Genomic DNA, 16,228 nt, shown 5'->3' with positions numbered 1-16,228 from the left:
CCCCCACCCCATCCCCCGCCGTCACCGCACTGTCACATCCATCTGCTGTGCTGGGTCGCATTCCGCTTCAGGCAAAGGATTCCGGCCATGTTCTCCGTGCTGCGCCCGCACCGCCTCAAACTCGCCCTGCTCCTGCTGGCGGCCAACCTCGGGTTGATCCTGCACTTGGCCAGCGGCGAACTCAAACCCGTCGCCGAATGGGTCTGGCTGGACATCCTCGGCGAAGGTGGCTCGGCGCTGCTGGCGCTGGTCTGGCTGGGGTTGGTGCTGAAAAGCCGCCCGGCCGGACGGGTCACCAACTACCTGATCCTGGGCCTGGGCTGCATCTTCTTTTCCTGGTGGATCGACAGCCTTGATGAATTCATCCGCCTGCCCGACAGCATCACCTGGGACCACTGGCTCGAATCCGGGCCGATGCCGGTGGGCATGATCCTGCTGACCCTCGGCATCTATCACTGGCACCGGGAGCAACTGGCGATCAACGGGCAGATGGAAAAACGTGAGCGGCTGTTCCGCGAGCATCGCCTGTTCGACAAACTCACGCCGTTGGGCGGCGCCGACTTTCTCAAGCACGAACTGTCCGCCAGCCTGGAAGACAGTCGACGCCGCCAGCAACCCTTGTCGTTGCTGGCCCTGGACCTGGACAACTTCACGGCCATCAACCAGCGTTTCGGCCACGGCGAAGGCGATGCGGTGCTCCAGGCCGTCAGCCAGTTGCTGGTATTGAACCTGCGACGCCAGGATCTGCTCTGCCGCCTGGCCGGCGATCGCTTCGTGGTGCTGCTGCCCGACACCGGCGAGAGCCAGGCCCGGCGCCTGGCCCTGGAACTGGAAATTGCGGTGCGCAGCCTGGCCCACAAGACCCGGCTACACAGCGAACGATTGCAATTGGTCGCCAGCACGGCGGTGGTGATGGCGTTCGACGAATCTCCCGAGGCCTTGCTCAAACGCCTGAACCTGGCGCTGGCCCAGTCCCGGACCACGTTGGCGAAAAGCGCATGACGCTCAAGACATGCTGGTACGAAACCGACAGCCGCTTCATTCCGGGGCACTATCAACCTGCCGCACTGATCGACCTGGCGCTGTCGCGGGACATCGACAGCCATCGCCTGCTGCGCGGCACCGGGTTGTTTCACGACGATATCCTCGCCGGACAGAGCCGTATCAGTCCGCAGCAGTTCCTCGGCCTGATCGACAATAGCCGGCGCCTGCTGGATGCCAGCGACAGCAGTTTCCTGTTTGGCCAGCGGCTATTGCCCGGCCACTACGGACCCGCGAGCCACGCCTTGCGCCACGCGCAGAATCTGCATCAGGCCCTGCAGACCCTGATCGACCAACAGGCGCTTCTCAGCCCGCTGGCCGCCCCGAGGCTGCTGTTGGACGAGCACTATGCCTATGTCCATTGGCTGGACAGCTGCGGCGCCGATGAACAATGGCGCTTCGTACTGGAGGCGAGCATGACCTCGATGGTGGCGATGAGCGCCTGGCTCAGCGGCGAACGCCTGCCCTGGCAGTGCAGCTTTCGCCACAGCGAACCGCGCTACATCGAGCAATATTGGGTGCATCTGGGTGAGCACACCCAGTTCGACCGCCCCCTGGACCTGATGCGCCTGCCCCGCCACTGCCTCGCCAAGCCCTGGCCCAACGTTTCCGCCACCGCCGGCCAGGTGGCGCGGATCGAAGCCCGGGAACAGCTCGATCAACTGGGTTTCGCTTCAAGCTTCCTGGATTGTATCTACGACTACCTGCACACTCATGTGCAGCAGACGCCCAGCCTGGAGCAGACCGCCCAGGCCTTCGCCATGAGCCCGGCAACCCTCAAGCGCAAGTTGCACAAGCACCACACCGGGTTCCAGCAACAGGTGGACCGGGTGCACACCCATGTGGCGTTGTATTTGTATCAGGTCAAGGGCTTCAGCAACGAGGAAGTGGCGCAGTACTTGCGCTTCAACGATACGGCGAACTTTCGGCGCTCATTCAAGCGCTGGACCGGCAGCACGCCGAATCTGATCCGGCAATTGCTGATGTTGGGCTGAACTGTGGGAGCAAGCCTTGCTCCCACAGATAAATTCCCTGCGGGCTCAGTGCCCGCGGATGTAATGCTCCAACTGCCGGATCAAATCCGCCTGCTCGACAATCGCCTCTTTCACCAGGTCACCAATGGACAGCAGGCCGATCAACTGCCCGTTATCCAGCACTGGCAGGTGCCGCAAGTGGCTGTCGGTCATGACTTCCATGCAGCGGTCGATGCTCTGCTGGCTGTCGGCGGTGACCACTGGCGCGCTCATGATGGTGCGCACCGTCGTCCCCACCGATGAGCGCCCCTTGAGCACCATCTTGCGCGCGTAGTCCCGCTCGCTGAACACACCCACCACCTGGCCGTCCTCGATCACCGGCAGCGCGCCGACATTTTTTTCGGCCATGATCTGCAGCGCTTCGAGCACCGTCTGCTCCGGTGCGATGCTGTGGACCTGCTGATTTTGCACGCTCTTGAGTCTTACCAGTTGGGCGGCGGTTTTCATTACTAATCCCCAGGTTGCGAATCAAACAATAATTCGAGCTAAACCACCCCCTCGCCACAAATGGGTAAGCTGGTCAGTCTTCGCCAATCTCCACCACATCGCCATTGAGCCGCACCGGCCATACCCGCAGGCTTTGCTCCGGGTACTCCAGGCAGTGGCCGTCTTCCAGGCGGAAATGCTGCTTGTACATCGGCGAGGCAATCACCAGGTCACCCTTTATGCTGCCCAACAAACCGCGGCCGATAACATTCGCACCCGACTTGGGGTCGCGATTGTCGATGGCGTACAGCGGCTTGTCCTGATGCTCGGGCAGGTACAGCAACGCCACTTGGCTGCCGTCGTGCCAGGCGACCACACCCGAGTTGGGCACCAGGTCCTCGCGGCTGCACAGGGCACGCCATTGCAAGGGTTCTTGAGCGACATCACGGACAGGAATACGAACGACGTTTGACTGGCTCATCAGAGCACCTCCTCGGTAACGGGAATCAGGTGGAGTTCGTGGGCGTGGACCGGCCGACGCTGGCCGCGCTCCCTGACGAAGTGAACATCCGGATCGCCGCGCCCGTCGTTGACGAAGGTGCGGAAACGCTTGAGTTTTTCCGGATCCTTGAGGGCATTGGCCCATTCGCATTCGTAGCGGTCGACCACCAGTTGCATCTGCGCTTCGAGCTCGGCGCCCAGGCCCAGGCTGTCGTGGATGATCACGTCCTTGAGGTAGTCCAGGCCGCCTTCCAGGCTTTCGCGCCAGACCGAGGTCCGTTGCAGCTTGTCGGCAGTACGGATGTAGAACATCAGGAAGCGGTCGATGTAGCGGATCAGCGTCGCGTCATCCAGGTCAGTTGCGAACAGCTCGGCGTGACGCGGGCGCATGCCGCCGTTGCCAGCCACGTAGAGGTTCCAGCCCTTCTCGGTGGCGATCACGCCGACGTCCTTGCTCTGGGCCTCGGCGCACTCGCGGGTGCAACCCGACACCGCGAACTTGAGCTTGTGCGGCGAGCGCAGGCCTTTGTAGCGATCCTCGATGGTCAGGGCCATCTGCACGCTGTCCTGCACGCCGTAGCGGCACCAGGTGCTGCCCACGCAGGATTTCACTGTGCGCGTGGATTTGCCGTAGGCATGCCCGGTTTCGAAACCGGCTTCGATCAGCTCGGCCCAGATGTCCGGCAACTGGTGCAACTGGGCGCCGAACAGGTCGATGCGCTGGCCGCCAGTGATCTTGGTGTAGAGGTCGTATTTCTTGGCGACCACGCCGATGGCGATCAGCTTGTCGGCGGTGATTTCCCCACCGGCGATACGCGGTACCACCGAGTAGGTGCCGTTTTTCTGCATGTTCGCCATGAAGGTGTCGTTGGTGTCCTGCAACGGCACCAGAGACGGGTCCATGATCGGCTGGTTCCAGCACGACGCCAGGATCGAGCCCACCGCCGGCTTGCACAGGTCGCAGCCGGTGTGGCCACGACCGTGCTTGGCCAGCAGTTCGTCGAAACTGATGATGCCTTCCACCCGCACCAGCGCATACAACTCCTGGCGGGTGTAGGCGAAATGTTCGCACAGGCTCTTGTCGACGCTGACGCCGCGGGCAGTCAACTCATGCTCGAACACTTGCTTGACCAGGGCCGCACAACCACCACACCCGGTACCGGCCTTGGTGTCACATTTGAGCTGGCCCAGATCAGTGCAGCCACCATCGATGGCCGAGCAGATCGAGCCCTTGGTGACATTGTGGCACGAGCAGATGGTGGCGGTTTCGGGCAGCGCCGCAGGGCCCAGGGTCGGGGCGCCTTCGGACGAGGGCAGGATCAGGCTGGCAGCGTCCTTGGGCAAGGCGATGCCGTTCTGCATGTATTGCAGCAAGGTGTCGTAGTAGCTGTTATCGCCCACCAGCACCGCGCCGATCACGCGCTTGCCGTCGGCGGCCACCACCAGTCGCCGGTAGCTGGCGCTGGTTTCGTCGATGAATTGGAAGCTGCGCGACCCCGGGGTGTTGCCATGGGCATCGCCGATGGAGCCAACGTCCACACCCAGCAACTTGAGCTTGGTCGACATGTCGGCCCCGGTGAAGGCTTCCGCGCTTTCGCCGCACAGCCGGGCCGCGACGTTGCGGGCCATCTGGTAGCCCGGGGCGACCAGGCCGAAAATGCTGCCGTTCCAGGCCGCGCATTCGCCGATGGCGTAGATGTCCGGGTCGCTGCTCTGGCAATGATCGTCGATCACCACGCCACCGCGCGGACCGATCTGCAGGTCGCTTTGGCGAGCCAGGGCATCCTGGGCACGGATGCCGGCGGAAAACACGATGAGGTCGGTTTCCAGAAAATCGTCGTCGCCGAAGTTCATCCGATAACGGTATTGCTCACCGACGCTGATGGACTGGGTGCCCTTGGACAGGTGCACGCCGACGCCCAGCTTCTCGATACGGGCCTTGAGGGCCAAGCCGCCCTGGGGATCCAATTGCACCGGCATCAGTCGGGGGGCGAATTCCACCACGTGGGCTTCCAGGCCCAGGGTCTTGAGGGCGTTGGCCGCTTCCAGGCCCAGCAGACCGCCACCGACCACCACGCCCCGACGGGCATTGCTGGCGGCGGCGCGGATCGCGTCCAAGTCCTCCAGGGTGCGATAGACCAGGCACGAATCGCCTTCGGCACCTTCAATCGGTGGCACGAACGGGTAGGAACCGGTGGCGAGCACCAGCTTGTCGTAGTGAAGGCGATCATGGGCGGTCACCACTTGATGCGCGTCACGGTCGATTTCCAGTACCGGCACACCCAGGTGCAACGTGACGCCGGGGGTCTGGTACAACGACGCTTCGCCAAGGGCCAGGGACTCGGCATCGCGGCCCGAGAAGTACTCGGACAGGTGCACACGGTCGTAGGCACGCATCGGCTCTTCGCTGAACACATGCACACGGTAATGATTGAGGGCACCGCGCTCGATCAGTTGCTCGACGCAGTGATGGCCGACCATGCCATTGCCGATCACGATCAGCGTTTGCAGCTTGTTCAGAGAAGCAACGTTGGAATTCATAAAAAGCACCCGGCAAAAGCCCATCACGATTTTGAAAGCAAAAAAAAAGACGCCTGAAACCTTGCGGTTCCAGGCGTCTTTGCCTGTTCTGTGCGGTATCGGCCCGGCGACTGCGCCCTGACCTACCGTTGTCCCCCGGCCTGCTGGCACTCGATCTTCGTTGACCGACGGGGTTGCCCACTCGACTGTATTCGCGGTGGGCCTGGATAGCCTCTTGCAGCGAGCGTGCCAAACCTCGTCCAGCCCCTATTCACGGTCGCGCATGCACCGCTAATCCCCAGTGAGAGCGGGCCTGCCCGCGAAGACGCCAGCTCTGTCACCGCAAGCTGAGTGGCGTCCGCCGCCGCTGCGCAAGCACCGCCAACTGCCTTGCGATGGTGCGAACACCTCGCCTGCGGCTTCATAAAAGTGCAGCCAGCCCTCAAGAGGGGCTTGCTCTCGATATCCGTCGGTCAGTTGGCAAAGAGGCTGAATATGCCGCCGTCATCGCGAGCAAGCTCGCTCCCACAGGGGTAAGTGGTGGTCGTGGGGTTGGGGGCGGTACAAATTTCCTGTGGGAGCGAGCTTGCTCGCGATAGCGGTAGTTCAGCTTGAAGGGGTGTCGACGGTCCTGTTCACCATTGCAACGATACTGACCAGCAGCTCTTCCTTCGCCTCGCCAGCGCTGATTTCCCCGGTGGCAGCGGCATTGGACAGTGCCTCCGCAGCCCCCAGCATCGCTCGTAAACCGGCCTGGGTGATGCCTTTCGTGCCGGCGAACGGTTCCAGCACGGCGCGGCACTTGTCGAGGAAAATCCCCTCGTATTCGCGCTTGATGCGTTCCAGCTCCGGCGTGCTGGTCAATGCCGCGATCACCCCGGGAATCTCCCGGCCTTGCAACAGCACGCATTCGACGTAGGAAGAAGCAATTACCGCCGCCCGGCTTTGCAGGGTCGCGTCGCTGGCGTCCAGGGCCGCGTCCATCAACGCGGTCTGGCGGGCGTCGAAATCCTGGTACAGCGCCGCCAGCAACCCGGACCGGGTGATGAAGTGGTCGTAGACGATGGGCTTGGTCACCCCCGCCTGATCTGCCAGCCGCGCCAGCGTCAGGGCGTCGCTGCCCTCCTCCCGCACCAGTCGCCAGGCGACATCCAGCAATTGTCGCTGCCGGTCATGCCGGGATAAACGACGACGAGGTGAAGACTGCGGATTTTCATCAGTGCTTGACATGCTAACTTTACCAACCGTAACTTACTAACCGTAACTTAACCCAGCATACCTGTCTTCCAGACTGCGTGACCAGAAGGAGTTTCGCCATGCATGCATTGATCGTTGTGGCTCACCACGACCCTCGTTCCCTCACCCACAGCCTGGCCGGAAAAATCGCCGAGGGCATCACCCGCGCCAACCCCGCCGATACGTTCGAGATCGCCGACCTGGCCGCCGAAGGCTTCGATCCGCGCTTCAGCTTTGCCGACCATGCCGTCCACCACCGCGAAGCCTCGCCGCCCGCGGATGTGCTGGCCGAACAAGCCAGGATCGATCGTGCCGATACGTTGGTGCTGGTCTATCCGATTTACTGGTGGTCCATGCCGGCGCTGCTCAAGGGCTGGATCGACCGGGTGTTTTCCAACGGCTGGGCATTCGATTTCAGCCTCGACAAGCCGTTTGTCCAACAACTGCAGCACTTGCGGGTGCACCTGGTGGCGGTCGGTGGCGCCGATGCCGACAGCTTCCAGCGCCACGGCTATGGCGAGGCGATGACCACGCAGATCGACCATGGCATTTTCGATTACTGCGGCGCCCGCGTGGTGAGTTCCCAACGTTTGCTCGAATCGGAAACCGCCGATCCGCACCAGCATTTGCAGGCCGCTAGCGTTATCGGCCAGCGGCTGTTCACGACGCTCGACGAGACCACACACGCCGCCACCGCCTGCGCTTGACCTCAGAGTGCCCGCCCCTGGGCAGCAGACAATGTCGCGTCACGAGCATAGATATCCGGGATGTACAACGGCTGGCCCTGGCTGTCCGCTTGTGCTGTCCAGTACCCCAGCAGGATCGGCACGGGCCGGGCCAACCGGAACTCATGGGTCGTCTCGCTGGCCAGCAGTGTATCGGTGCGTGCGCGTTCGGCCGGGCTTACCAGCAAGTCGCGCAAGTGCATCACTTGCTCGATCCGCACGCAGCCTGAACTGAAGGCTCGCGGACCTTTGCTGAACAGCGCCTGGCTCGGGGTGTCATGCAGGTACACCGAGAACGGATTGGGAAAGCGGATCGCCATTTTGCCCAACGGATTCTTCGGGCCTGGATCCTGGCGCAGCATGAGGCTGCCCGGGTGCTCCCAGTCGATATCCTCTGCCAGCAACGGCAGGCCTTCACTGTCGAGGATCCGCAAGTTATGACGGGCGAGAAACTCCGGATCACGGCGGATCTCGGGCAGTTTGTCTTCGCGCATGATGGTGGGGGGGATGGTCCAGGTCGGGTTGAGCGTCAGTCGGGTGACGTGGGACTTGAGCAACGGTGTCTGCCGTTGCGCACGGCCCACCTGGGTGCGGGTTTGCCAGATTGGCTCGCCGCCTCGATAAACCGTCAACTGGGCCGCCGCCACGTTGACCAGGACGCTGTCGTTCTCCACGTCCTGGGCCAGCCAGCGCATGCGTTCCAGATTGATGCGCAACTGCTCGCGACGCATGGCCGGGCTGATGTTCAGCTCGGTCACGGTCCACGGCCCCACCACCCCATCGGCCTGCAGCGAATGCTGGAGCTGGAAGCTCTTCATCGCCTCCACCAGCGTGGGACTGTAGTGCTCGTCTGTCACCAACGGTGGTGTACTCAAGTAACCTTCGTTGAACAGTCGCTGGGCCAGGGCGGGTACGCGAGCGTCCTGCTTGTCCGGTTGCAGCAGCGGCCCGCCGGGCACGGGTTGCCAGTCGGATAAAGGCTGTTGCCGCAGCCGGGCATAAAGCCCGCGCAGGTTGCGATAAAGGTCAAGGTTCGGCCGGGCCTGTTCAAAGGCACTGGCGACGTTCTGCAGGCCTACCCCGGCGATGGCCAGAACCACGGCCTGGTGATCCTGTGGCGGCGGGTTGGCCTTCCATACCGGTTCCAGACGCTCTTGGGGCAAATAGCCGAAACGCAGGTCATGCAAGGCTTTCAGGTAGCGTTGGCTGATGGCGATGTCGACACAATGAGCACCCTGGTCTGCCCCCTGGGCCGGTAGGTTATAGCGGGTTGGATCCAGGCCGTCGTCGGCCAGTTGTTGCAACTGGACCTGCAACGCCCTCCGTCGTTCGTCGTCCGCCCAGGCTTCCTGGCCTGCGTTTTGCTGATAGAACGCCTGCAAGTCGAGCAACGCCTGAAAGTCGACACTTGCCGCTACTTTTGGACACGCGACCGCCAATTGCGCCAGTGTCGTCTGCACGAGCGCCGGATCGCTGTCTTCGGCTGTCGCGACCAATGGCGCAGTGAGCAATAAAAGGCTCAGGTAACATGCGGACTTTTTGAACAACTGCTTTACTCCACTCCATGGCCGTCTCGCTGACGGTAAATTTTGCGACAGGTACGACCCGCCATCATGCAAACAAACGAAATCGGACGGGATGCCGCGAACGAACACCACGCTGGAAACGCTTCGCCTGTACAGGGCTTTTTGCGCCGATTCTGTCTGGTCATGCTGGGCCTGGGCGTGATTTGCAGCCCGGCACTGGCCGAAAAGAAGACGAATTCGCAAACGCTCTACAACAGCCTCGCCCACGCAGCGCCGGAACTCAATCCCCTGGCGCTCAAAAGTGCCTTGAGCGCCATGCAATGCGCAGTCGCCAATGGCGCCAGCCAAGCCCGCCACCTGGCGGTCATCGACTACTCGCAACCCTCCACGGCCCGTCGCCTGTGGATCTTCGACCTGCGTCAGCAGAAGCTGGTATTGCGCGACCTGGTGGCCCACGGGCAAAAATCCGGGGAAAACTTCGCGACGCAATTCTCCAATCGCCTGGGCAGCTACCAATCCAGCCTGGGTCTGTTTCGCACCCAGGAAAGCTACCAGGGCACCCACGGCTATTCGCTGCGCATGGACGGCCTGGAGCCCGGTTTCAATGACCAGGCCCGTGATCGGGCAATCGTGATCCATGCCGCCGATTACGTGAACCCGTTGTGGAGCGTGCGCCAGGGACGCATCGGGCGCAGCCAGGGCTGCCCTGCCGTACGTCCCCAGGTAGCGCGCCAGGTGATCGACAAGCTCAAGGGCGGTCAATTCATGTTTTCCTGGTACCCGGACCCCAGTTGGCTCAAGCGTTCGGCGTACCTCAACTGCCAGCCGCAACAGGTTGCCAGCATTCTTGGCAGCAGTGGCAGTTAAGGTGGCAGGGATTGCGCCGGGGTAGCCTGCGGTTAAAATGCCGGCCTTTCAAATCCCTGGCGTTGCCTGAATGAATTGCGTAGCCCTTCAAACCCTTCACGCCCATTTGCTGACAGCCCTGGAGTCAACGCCAGAAGAAACCCGGCGCCTGTTCCATGGCCGCGGTCGCTGCTGGCCGGGCCTGGAGCAAATCACTGTCGACTGGTTGCAAGGGGTGGTGCTGGTCTCGCTGTTCAAGGAGCCGGAACCCACGTACCTGGACGATTTGATCGCGACACTGCTGGCGCTCACTGCGTCGCCGGCCTGGCAACACAGCAAGGCCCATACGCTGGCGGTACAGCACCGCTACCTGCCGCAAAGCCTCACCCAATGGCTGGTGGGCGAGCCCATTGACGAATGGACCCTGACCGAAGGTGGCCTGCGTTACCGGATCGACCTGGGCAAGAAGCAGAACAACGGCCTGTTCCTCGACATGCGCTATGGCCGCGACTGGGTCCGGGCCAACGCCGAGGGCAAACGGGTACTGAACCTGTTCGCCTACACCTGTGGCTTCTCGGTGGCGGCCATCGCCGGCGGCGCCCGGCATGTGGTCAATCTGGACATGTCCCGTGCGGCCCTGAGCCGAGGTCGCGACAACCATCGACTGAACGGCCACGACCTGAGCCAGGTGAGTTTCCTCGGCCACGACTTGTTCAAATCCTGGGGCAAGGTGATCAACAGTGGCCCGTACGACCTGGTGATCATCGATCCGCCGACCTTCCAGAAAGGCAGCTTCCTGCTGACCAAGGACTATCAACGGGTATTGCGCCGTCTGCCGGAACTGCTGACGGCCCACGGCACAGTCCTGGCCTGCAGCAACGACCCGGCCACCGGCGCGGATTTCCTCATCGACGGCGTTACCCAGCAAGCGCCGGGGCTGGTCTTCGAGAAACGCCTGGAAAATCCGCCGGAATTTCCCGACATCGATCTGGAGTGTGGCCTCAAGGCCCTGATCTTCAAGACGACGCCTGGCCACTGACCTGCGACGCCACCATGCCCACAGCACCTGTGTAGGAGCTGTGTAGGAGCTGTCGAGTGAAACGAGGCTGCGATCCTTCCCCAGACACCTGAGTCCCAAGCGAAAGATCAAAAGATCACAGCCTCCGGCAGCTCCTACAACGTTCCCGACGTCCACCAGGCGCTGACCAGCTCAGTCGTTATCCGACGCACCAGCGCCTCGACCTCCCGGCTCTTGAGCGAGCGATAGATCGCCATGGTACGTCGCAACTGATCTTCGGTGAGCGTCACCGGCTGGCCCGCAGTCCAATTCACATCCGCGACGGCCTCGAGTCCTGTGCGGCGCCAGACAGTACGGTCGCCCTGCGTGAAGGACTCCAGTGGGCTGGGCAGGTCGGCATCCGGTCGCGCCAGGTTATCCAGCAGCACCCGGGGCCAACGGGATGGATTCACCGGTTCACTGAACGCGTCCACCAAATCGTCATCGACCGTTTCCCAGACCGCCAACCCTTCGGACCAGTCGCGAGACATCAACCCCAGGTAGGGACGCCAGGTCATTTCTCCGGTACGGGGGGATTGATCATTGTTGTTGAAAGTGTCCTGCGCGTCGCAGAGCCAGTCGATGAACGCCGCCCGCGTCATATGCGCCTGGCGCAGCTCGATGTTCGGATAACGCTCCGCCAGCATGTGGTTCCAAAAGGCGTAGTGCTCGATAAGGAAGCCTCCAAAAGGTACGCCCTGCCGTTCGAGGCGAGCACGCTGGAGTGCTTCGAACATCGTGAAATGCAGTTCCAGCTCAGCAAGGTCTGGCTGTTGCCGGTCCAGACTGCGCGCTTGCAGCCGCACGCGCAGTTGCCCCAGTTGCTGATCGAAATCCGCGATCAAGTCCGGCAAGGGCGCATGAGCGTTCTGGTAGCCGATATAGTGCTGCAAAATAGCCGCCGCCCTCTGGCGATCGCCAAAGCTCAGCCCGAGAGACGAACGGGCATCGGCTTCCTGCATAGCGCCGGAGAACCAATCGATGAACCGTCGGTTTCCGGCGTTATCGCGGGCAACTTCCAAGGCCCGCTGAAGGCTGGGGGAGATATACAGCCAATCGTCGATGGTGTAGCGAAAAGCCTCGGGCACCATTGCGCGAAGGGCCTGGATTTGTGCGCTTGGCAACGGATTATCCTCCAGCCACAGCCCAACGGGATCTTCCCTCGGCCACTGGACCAGGGCAGGCAGTAGGTCATCCTGGATGTTGGCGATACGGTTTTCCCTGAGGTCGAGAATGAGCATGTCGGATGAAGGTCTCGATAACACCGTCAAAACCAGTGCCGGCACTCGATCAAGCCCGGTACTGGAAAGCTCCAGTTCCTGCAGGTTCACAAGCTCCGACAAATCCGGCAGGTCCCGGCAGTTGTTACCGCTCAGGCGCAGTTCCTCCAGGCCGACGGCCGTGCGCAGGAACGCACTGCCCTGCTGATCCAGGCGCAGACCACAGCGCGCCAGGTCCAATGTACGCAACCCGGGTAACGCGGTGATGGCCTGCAGCTCCTGGCGGGTGAAATGCAAGTTGTCAGCCCATACCAGCTCACGCAGGGAGATCAATCCGTCCAGGCGATCGATAGCGGCGACCATGGCTGCACTGGCCCCCGCCTCCCCGCCGCTGCTGATTCCAGACAGGTGCAGCGTCCGTAAATGAAGCGCAGAACCGGCACCGAGCAGGGGCGCAAAGACATCCTCGTCCATCATGAGCGGATTGTTGCTCAGTGACAGCTCTATCAGCCCGGGCAGCTCGCCCGCGGCCATGGGCACCGCGGTGAGGTTGTTGCCTTGCAGGTGCAGCGTGTCCATGTTGGGGAACAGCCGCAGGAACGTCGAAGGGTCCTCGCTCAGGCCCATGTTCACCAGAAACAACTCTTCTATATGTTCAAAACTCGTGCTGATCGGCGGCAGACGACCGATGTTGTACCCCACCAGCCGCAATGCCAGCTCACTGCCCTCTTGACCTGGATCCGGTGCGCGTCGCCAGGCGCGGCGAATTTCCGCGGCTACGGCCCGGCGCAGCGAGAGCCGTGTCTCGGTGTCGAGGCTGTTCTCGGCCGGATGATGAGCGCCCTCATGGACCTCCCACTGACGCAGCTCATGATCCAGTGCGGTCCATTGGTTTTCCAGTTGGGCGACCAGGTTCTCCAGGCTCAGGCGCTGGCGACTGGCTTGTCTGGCCAGGGTCTCTTGAAGCCGCGCCAGTTCACTCCCGGCATAGCTTGGATAGAGTCGCTCAAGACGCGCTTCCAGGCTTCCACTCCAAACCTGCAAGGGAAGCCGTCCACGCCCGCTGAACGGATAACCCAAGCGCCCGTTCAGCCATTGCGGACGGGCGCCACGGGTGCCCAAGGGTTTTATCAGCAAATAGGGACGCAGGCCTGGCCGATCGTCAAGGGCTTGTGCGAGCAACCAGGTCCGCAGGGTGTCGCCCTGCCAGATGTTCAAGCCAAGCGCCCGGCGAGCGTCGTCCGGCAGCGCTCTGAGCAACGCCGCTTCCAGATCCAGGGCATCGGCCAGTTCATGCCCCTCTTCGTCAAAGGAGCGGTACTGTTCGCCTTCCTGGCGGATGATTTTCAACGGCCCGGTTTCCCCCACCTCCAGCGGATTCGCAAGCTCGCGCAGAAACAGGCGCAGGCGCACCCGGCCTTGCAATTGGGGAGCGCTACCCACCAGCCCCATGATGATGCGATCCCGATCAACGCTGCTCTCACCGCGTTCCAGGGCACGCAAGGCACGGCTCAGGCGCAGCTCGCGCAGGGCTTCGGCGCATTGACTGCCCAAGTCTTCTCCCACCCGGCCCTCAGTCAGGCGCACGCGGTCCTGGCCGATAGCCTGGCTGGCAAGCTCGTTGGCCATGGATTGCGGCAAGCCCGGAAAAGCCCGGACCAGCGGGACGGCCAGGGAATCTAGCCCGATGGTACGGAGCATGGCGTCGATCACCCGCCGTGTATTGCGCTGCAGATGCCTGGCCCAGTGCCCGGCCAACAGCCGACTGCGCTCCACGGGCGGCAAGCCGAGACTGCCTTGGCCCAGCAGCGAGGTCTGTTCAGCCGTGCTCAGGCCGGCCAGGACACGCTCGGCCCACGCGTCGTGTTCCAGGTCCGCTTTGCGCAGATAGAGCGAGCGCGTGTCGGCCAGGTCACCAATGGGATGAAGGGCCACGCCGTCGTGGTAGCGCAACGTCAGGTCGCTTGGCCAACCCGGCAACTCCACAATCGTCTGGACGATGCGAAAGTGCCCGCTTTGCGGCGTTTCATTACGCAGCAACCGTTCAATGGTGTACCGCACCTGCTGCCAACACCTGACCTCGTCCAGGGTATTGGCGAGTATCGCCGGCATCGGCTGCCCCTCTACTTGCAAGTAGCGCAGATGCGCGTCGCTGATGCCGACCTGTCGCTGCATAACGAGGATCGTCCTGTCGTCCAGCTCGGCCGGCGTCTCGGCGAAGTTGCGCAACAGCTCCAGGCGGCCCCGTTGCAAGGGGTTGCGATGCGCCCATCGCCAGCCACGGGCACGACTCCACTCCAGGGGTGGGCGCACGCCTTTATGTCCCGCAGGCAGGCGCAGGTCCAAGGCATCGCCCGTGCCTTGGACTTGGAAGTAGCGGTCCTCGATTCGCACCCACGCCTCGTTTGGCGTGCGCCAGACACCCCAGGCGTCCTGCTCCGCTTCCACAGGCGGCAAGTGTCTCGCTTCAAAAGGCCTGACATCGCCATTCCACAGGCGCGTGGTGCCGTCACTCACGGGCATGGGTTCCACCGTCCCACCGACGAAACCCAGGTAGGCACCTTGAGCAACGCCGAACAACACGTTGAAGATATGTTCGATGCCTTCCTGGGCGTGACCTTCGTTGAAGGCCTGGATACCTTCGAAGATTTCATACACCAGCCGCACGCCCCCGACCGCTGCCGCCGTCATGCCGAGGGGCGCGCAGAACGGGAAGAAGGTCGCCGCGAGCATGAGCGTGCGCTCGACAAGGCTTTCCCAATACGCGAAGCGAGCCTGCAGCGCCTGCCAGTCCTGGTCCCGGGTCGGGACCATCAGCGCCGCGGCGTTGGCCAAGGCATGGCCACGCCATTCGTGATAGCCGGCTGGCCAAGGTGGCTCACGCAAATCACTCAAGCCCCAGGCCACCTTGGGCAGGGGTATCCGAATCCGGCTGCCGTCCTCGCCCCGTTCGCCCTCGCGCCACCCCGTGATACGGGCATGGATTTCCTGTAGCACATTTGGGTGGGTCTCCAGCCGCCACTCCACTTGATCATGCAGGGCCGTCCCCAGCCAGGCCTGCAAACGCAGCGGCAGGTAGCGCATCAGGCTTTCTCGATAGCTGCGTCTACGTACCCGCTCGGTCAACTCCGCAGACATGGCCTGCAAACTGGTGAATTGCTTGAGCGGTGCCACCGCATCATGGGGCATGTGCAGAACGATCGGGCGCACACCTCTGGCGTCCCCTTGCACGCCCCAATACACCCGCGCACCGAACAGCGGCACGGACAGCAACTCCAGCGACTTGACCTCGCAGGCCAGAGGCGCAATGGACCGGGCTTGGAGTTGAATGCCGGCGTAGGCCAGCAGGCGCTCACCGGCTTCATCGAGGCGCCCGTCCAACTTTGCCTCGTAGGCGTCATGGGTGAGCAGGCTGCGTGCGTACGCCATGTAGGCGCTGGCAACGGCAGGCACCTCGGCGCCGATGCGCGGCAACCGCCGTTCAAGCACCGTGCGGTAGGCGCCACCGGCATCCATGCGCCGACACAGGCGGGCGAATTCAGCCGGGGTCATGGGTAATAAGACGGTATCCGACGGCACGTTCCATGGGCGGAACTCTTGCGGCTTTCCCTGAATGAACAGCTGGCCCGTGTTGTCGAAATCGCTGCCGGTGACTGCCTCGGTGGGCGCGTAATTGCGCATGGCCGCTTCCACCACTGACAGCGAGGGCTCATAGCGGAAGGCGCCGCGCCTGACCCTTGCCCGGCGTATGGCATCGGCAGCACCGCCGGTGCCATTCACCGCTGGCCAGGCCTGTATTTCCGGCTGGGCTTGCAGCAAGTTGCGCGTGAAGGTCTCCGGCGCCGGCAGGTCGACAAGCAGTGCATTGAGCGCATCACTGTCACGCTGCAGTTGCTGGGCAAGGACCTTGAAACGCTCCTGGTCGGCCCGTGACGCGCGTTTCAGCCAGGTGGGCAACCGGGCCTGGATAAAATCGACATGGGTATCTTGAGTGGACATGATGGACCTCCTTCCTTGGGGTCGATTGAGCATTCGAGATGCTGAGGCAAACTGAATTGATGTGCCTGCGATGCTCGCGAAAACAAGCGCTTTTTGA

At 62.7% G+C, this 16,228-nt stretch carries 11 protein-coding genes; 5 read left to right on the top strand and 6 right to left on the bottom strand.

What is annotated here, in order from left to right; translation table 11 throughout:
- Positions 1–87: 87 nt before the first annotated feature.
- Together KGA89_RS18555 and KGA89_RS18550 are read left to right on the top strand one after the other, a co-directional pair.
- A complete protein-coding gene (locus KGA89_RS18555) occupies positions 88–1,002 on the top strand; it encodes a GGDEF domain-containing protein (protein WP_057450700.1) in 915 nt (304 codons plus the stop codon).
- The gene (locus KGA89_RS18550; RefSeq protein WP_013693416.1) at positions 999–2,036 is read left to right on the top strand and encodes an AraC family transcriptional regulator; all 1,038 of its coding nucleotides are present in this window, start codon (positions 999–1,001) and stop codon (positions 2,034–2,036) included. The genes KGA89_RS18555 and KGA89_RS18550 overlap by 4 nt, the downstream gene beginning before the upstream one ends.
- A 45-nt stretch (positions 2,037–2,081) precedes the next feature.
- On the opposite strand, the gene KGA89_RS18545 is transcribed toward KGA89_RS18550, so the two are convergent.
- The 4 genes from KGA89_RS18545 to KGA89_RS18530 all read right to left on the bottom strand — a co-directional run bounded on the left by KGA89_RS18545 (position 2,082) and on the right by KGA89_RS18530 (position 6,752).
- The gene (locus KGA89_RS18545; protein ID WP_003202071.1) at positions 2,082–2,522 is read right to left on the bottom strand and encodes a CBS domain-containing protein; all 441 of its coding nucleotides are present in this window, start codon (positions 2,520–2,522) and stop codon (positions 2,082–2,084) included.
- A gap of 73 nt (positions 2,523–2,595) precedes the next feature.
- On the bottom strand, positions 2,596–2,982 hold the full coding sequence (gene nirD, locus KGA89_RS18540; RefSeq protein ID WP_003202074.1) for a nitrite reductase small subunit NirD: 387 nt from the start codon (positions 2,980–2,982) through the stop codon (positions 2,596–2,598).
- Positions 2,982–5,543 (bottom strand): nitrite reductase large subunit NirB, encoded by a 2,562-nt coding sequence (gene nirB / locus KGA89_RS18535; protein ID WP_013693417.1) that lies wholly within the window; start codon positions 5,541–5,543, stop codon positions 2,982–2,984. The genes nirD and nirB overlap by 1 nt, the downstream gene beginning before the upstream one ends.
- 585 nt (positions 5,544–6,128) lie before the next feature.
- On the bottom strand, positions 6,129–6,752 hold the full coding sequence (locus KGA89_RS18530; protein ID WP_003202078.1) for a TetR/AcrR family transcriptional regulator: 624 nt from the start codon (positions 6,750–6,752) through the stop codon (positions 6,129–6,131).
- 86 nt (positions 6,753–6,838) lie between these two features.
- Here KGA89_RS18530 and KGA89_RS18525 point away from each other — a divergent pair, with 86 nt between their 5' ends.
- A complete protein-coding gene (locus tag KGA89_RS18525) occupies positions 6,839–7,465 on the top strand; it encodes an NAD(P)H-dependent oxidoreductase (RefSeq protein ID WP_013693418.1) in 627 nt (208 codons plus the stop codon).
- Positions 7,466–7,467: 2 nt separating this feature from the next.
- Here the strand turns inward: KGA89_RS18525 and KGA89_RS18520 are convergent, their stop codons facing one another.
- Complete coding sequence (locus KGA89_RS18520; protein ID WP_223472235.1) at positions 7,468–9,030, bottom strand: murein L,D-transpeptidase; 1,563 nt, start codon at positions 9,028–9,030, stop codon at positions 7,468–7,470.
- Positions 9,031–9,192: 162 nt separating this feature from the next.
- On the opposite strand from KGA89_RS18520, the gene KGA89_RS18515 reads away from it, so the two are divergent.
- On the top strand, positions 9,193–9,876 hold the full coding sequence (locus KGA89_RS18515; RefSeq protein ID WP_003202085.1) for a murein L,D-transpeptidase catalytic domain family protein: 684 nt from the start codon (positions 9,193–9,195) through the stop codon (positions 9,874–9,876).
- Between the two features lie 70 nt (positions 9,877–9,946).
- Positions 9,947–10,894 (top strand): class I SAM-dependent methyltransferase, encoded by a 948-nt coding sequence (locus KGA89_RS18510; RefSeq protein WP_223472234.1) that lies wholly within the window; start codon positions 9,947–9,949, stop codon positions 10,892–10,894.
- Between the two features lie 134 nt (positions 10,895–11,028).
- Here the strand turns inward: KGA89_RS18510 and KGA89_RS18505 are convergent, their stop codons facing one another.
- Positions 11,029–16,131, bottom strand: coding sequence for a dermonecrotic toxin domain-containing protein (locus KGA89_RS18505; RefSeq protein WP_223472233.1), 5,103 nt, complete (start codon positions 16,129–16,131; stop codon positions 11,029–11,031).
- Positions 16,132–16,228: the final 97 nt, after the last annotated feature.

Origin of the sequence: Pseudomonas sp. A-RE-22, from assembly GCF_019956035.1 — a bacterium.
GTDB classification, from domain to species: domain Bacteria; phylum Pseudomonadota; class Gammaproteobacteria; order Pseudomonadales; family Pseudomonadaceae; genus Aquipseudomonas; species Aquipseudomonas brassicacearum.
The sequence above is the reverse complement of the archived record's forward strand: the minus strand, read 5'-3'. Positions and strand labels throughout refer to the sequence as shown.

Bases quoted from the DNA above. Each gene is read 5' to 3' on its own strand.
- KGA89_RS18555 (WP_057450700.1), top strand. From the start codon at position 88: ATGTTCTCCGTGCTGCGCCCGCACCGCCTCAAACTCGCCCTGCTCCTG.
- KGA89_RS18550 (WP_013693416.1), top strand. From the start codon at position 999: ATGACGCTCAAGACATGCTGGTACGAAACCGACAGCCGCTTCATTCCG.
- KGA89_RS18545 (WP_003202071.1), bottom strand. From the start codon at position 2,522: ATGAAAACCGCCGCCCAACTGGTAAGACTCAAGAGCGTGCAAAATCAG.
- nirD (WP_003202074.1), bottom strand. From the start codon at position 2,982: ATGAGCCAGTCAAACGTCGTTCGTATTCCTGTCCGTGATGTCGCTCAA.
- nirB (WP_013693417.1), bottom strand. From the start codon at position 5,543: ATGAATTCCAACGTTGCTTCTCTGAACAAGCTGCAAACGCTGATCGTG.
- KGA89_RS18530 (WP_003202078.1), bottom strand. From the start codon at position 6,752: ATGTCAAGCACTGATGAAAATCCGCAGTCTTCACCTCGTCGTCGTTTA.
- KGA89_RS18525 (WP_013693418.1), top strand. From the start codon at position 6,839: ATGCATGCATTGATCGTTGTGGCTCACCACGACCCTCGTTCCCTCACC.
- KGA89_RS18515 (WP_003202085.1), top strand. From the start codon at position 9,193: ATGCTGGGCCTGGGCGTGATTTGCAGCCCGGCACTGGCCGAAAAGAAG.
- KGA89_RS18510 (WP_223472234.1), top strand. From the start codon at position 9,947: ATGAATTGCGTAGCCCTTCAAACCCTTCACGCCCATTTGCTGACAGCC.
- KGA89_RS18505 (WP_223472233.1), bottom strand. From the start codon at position 16,131: ATGTCCACTCAAGATACCCATGTCGATTTTATCCAGGCCCGGTTGCCC.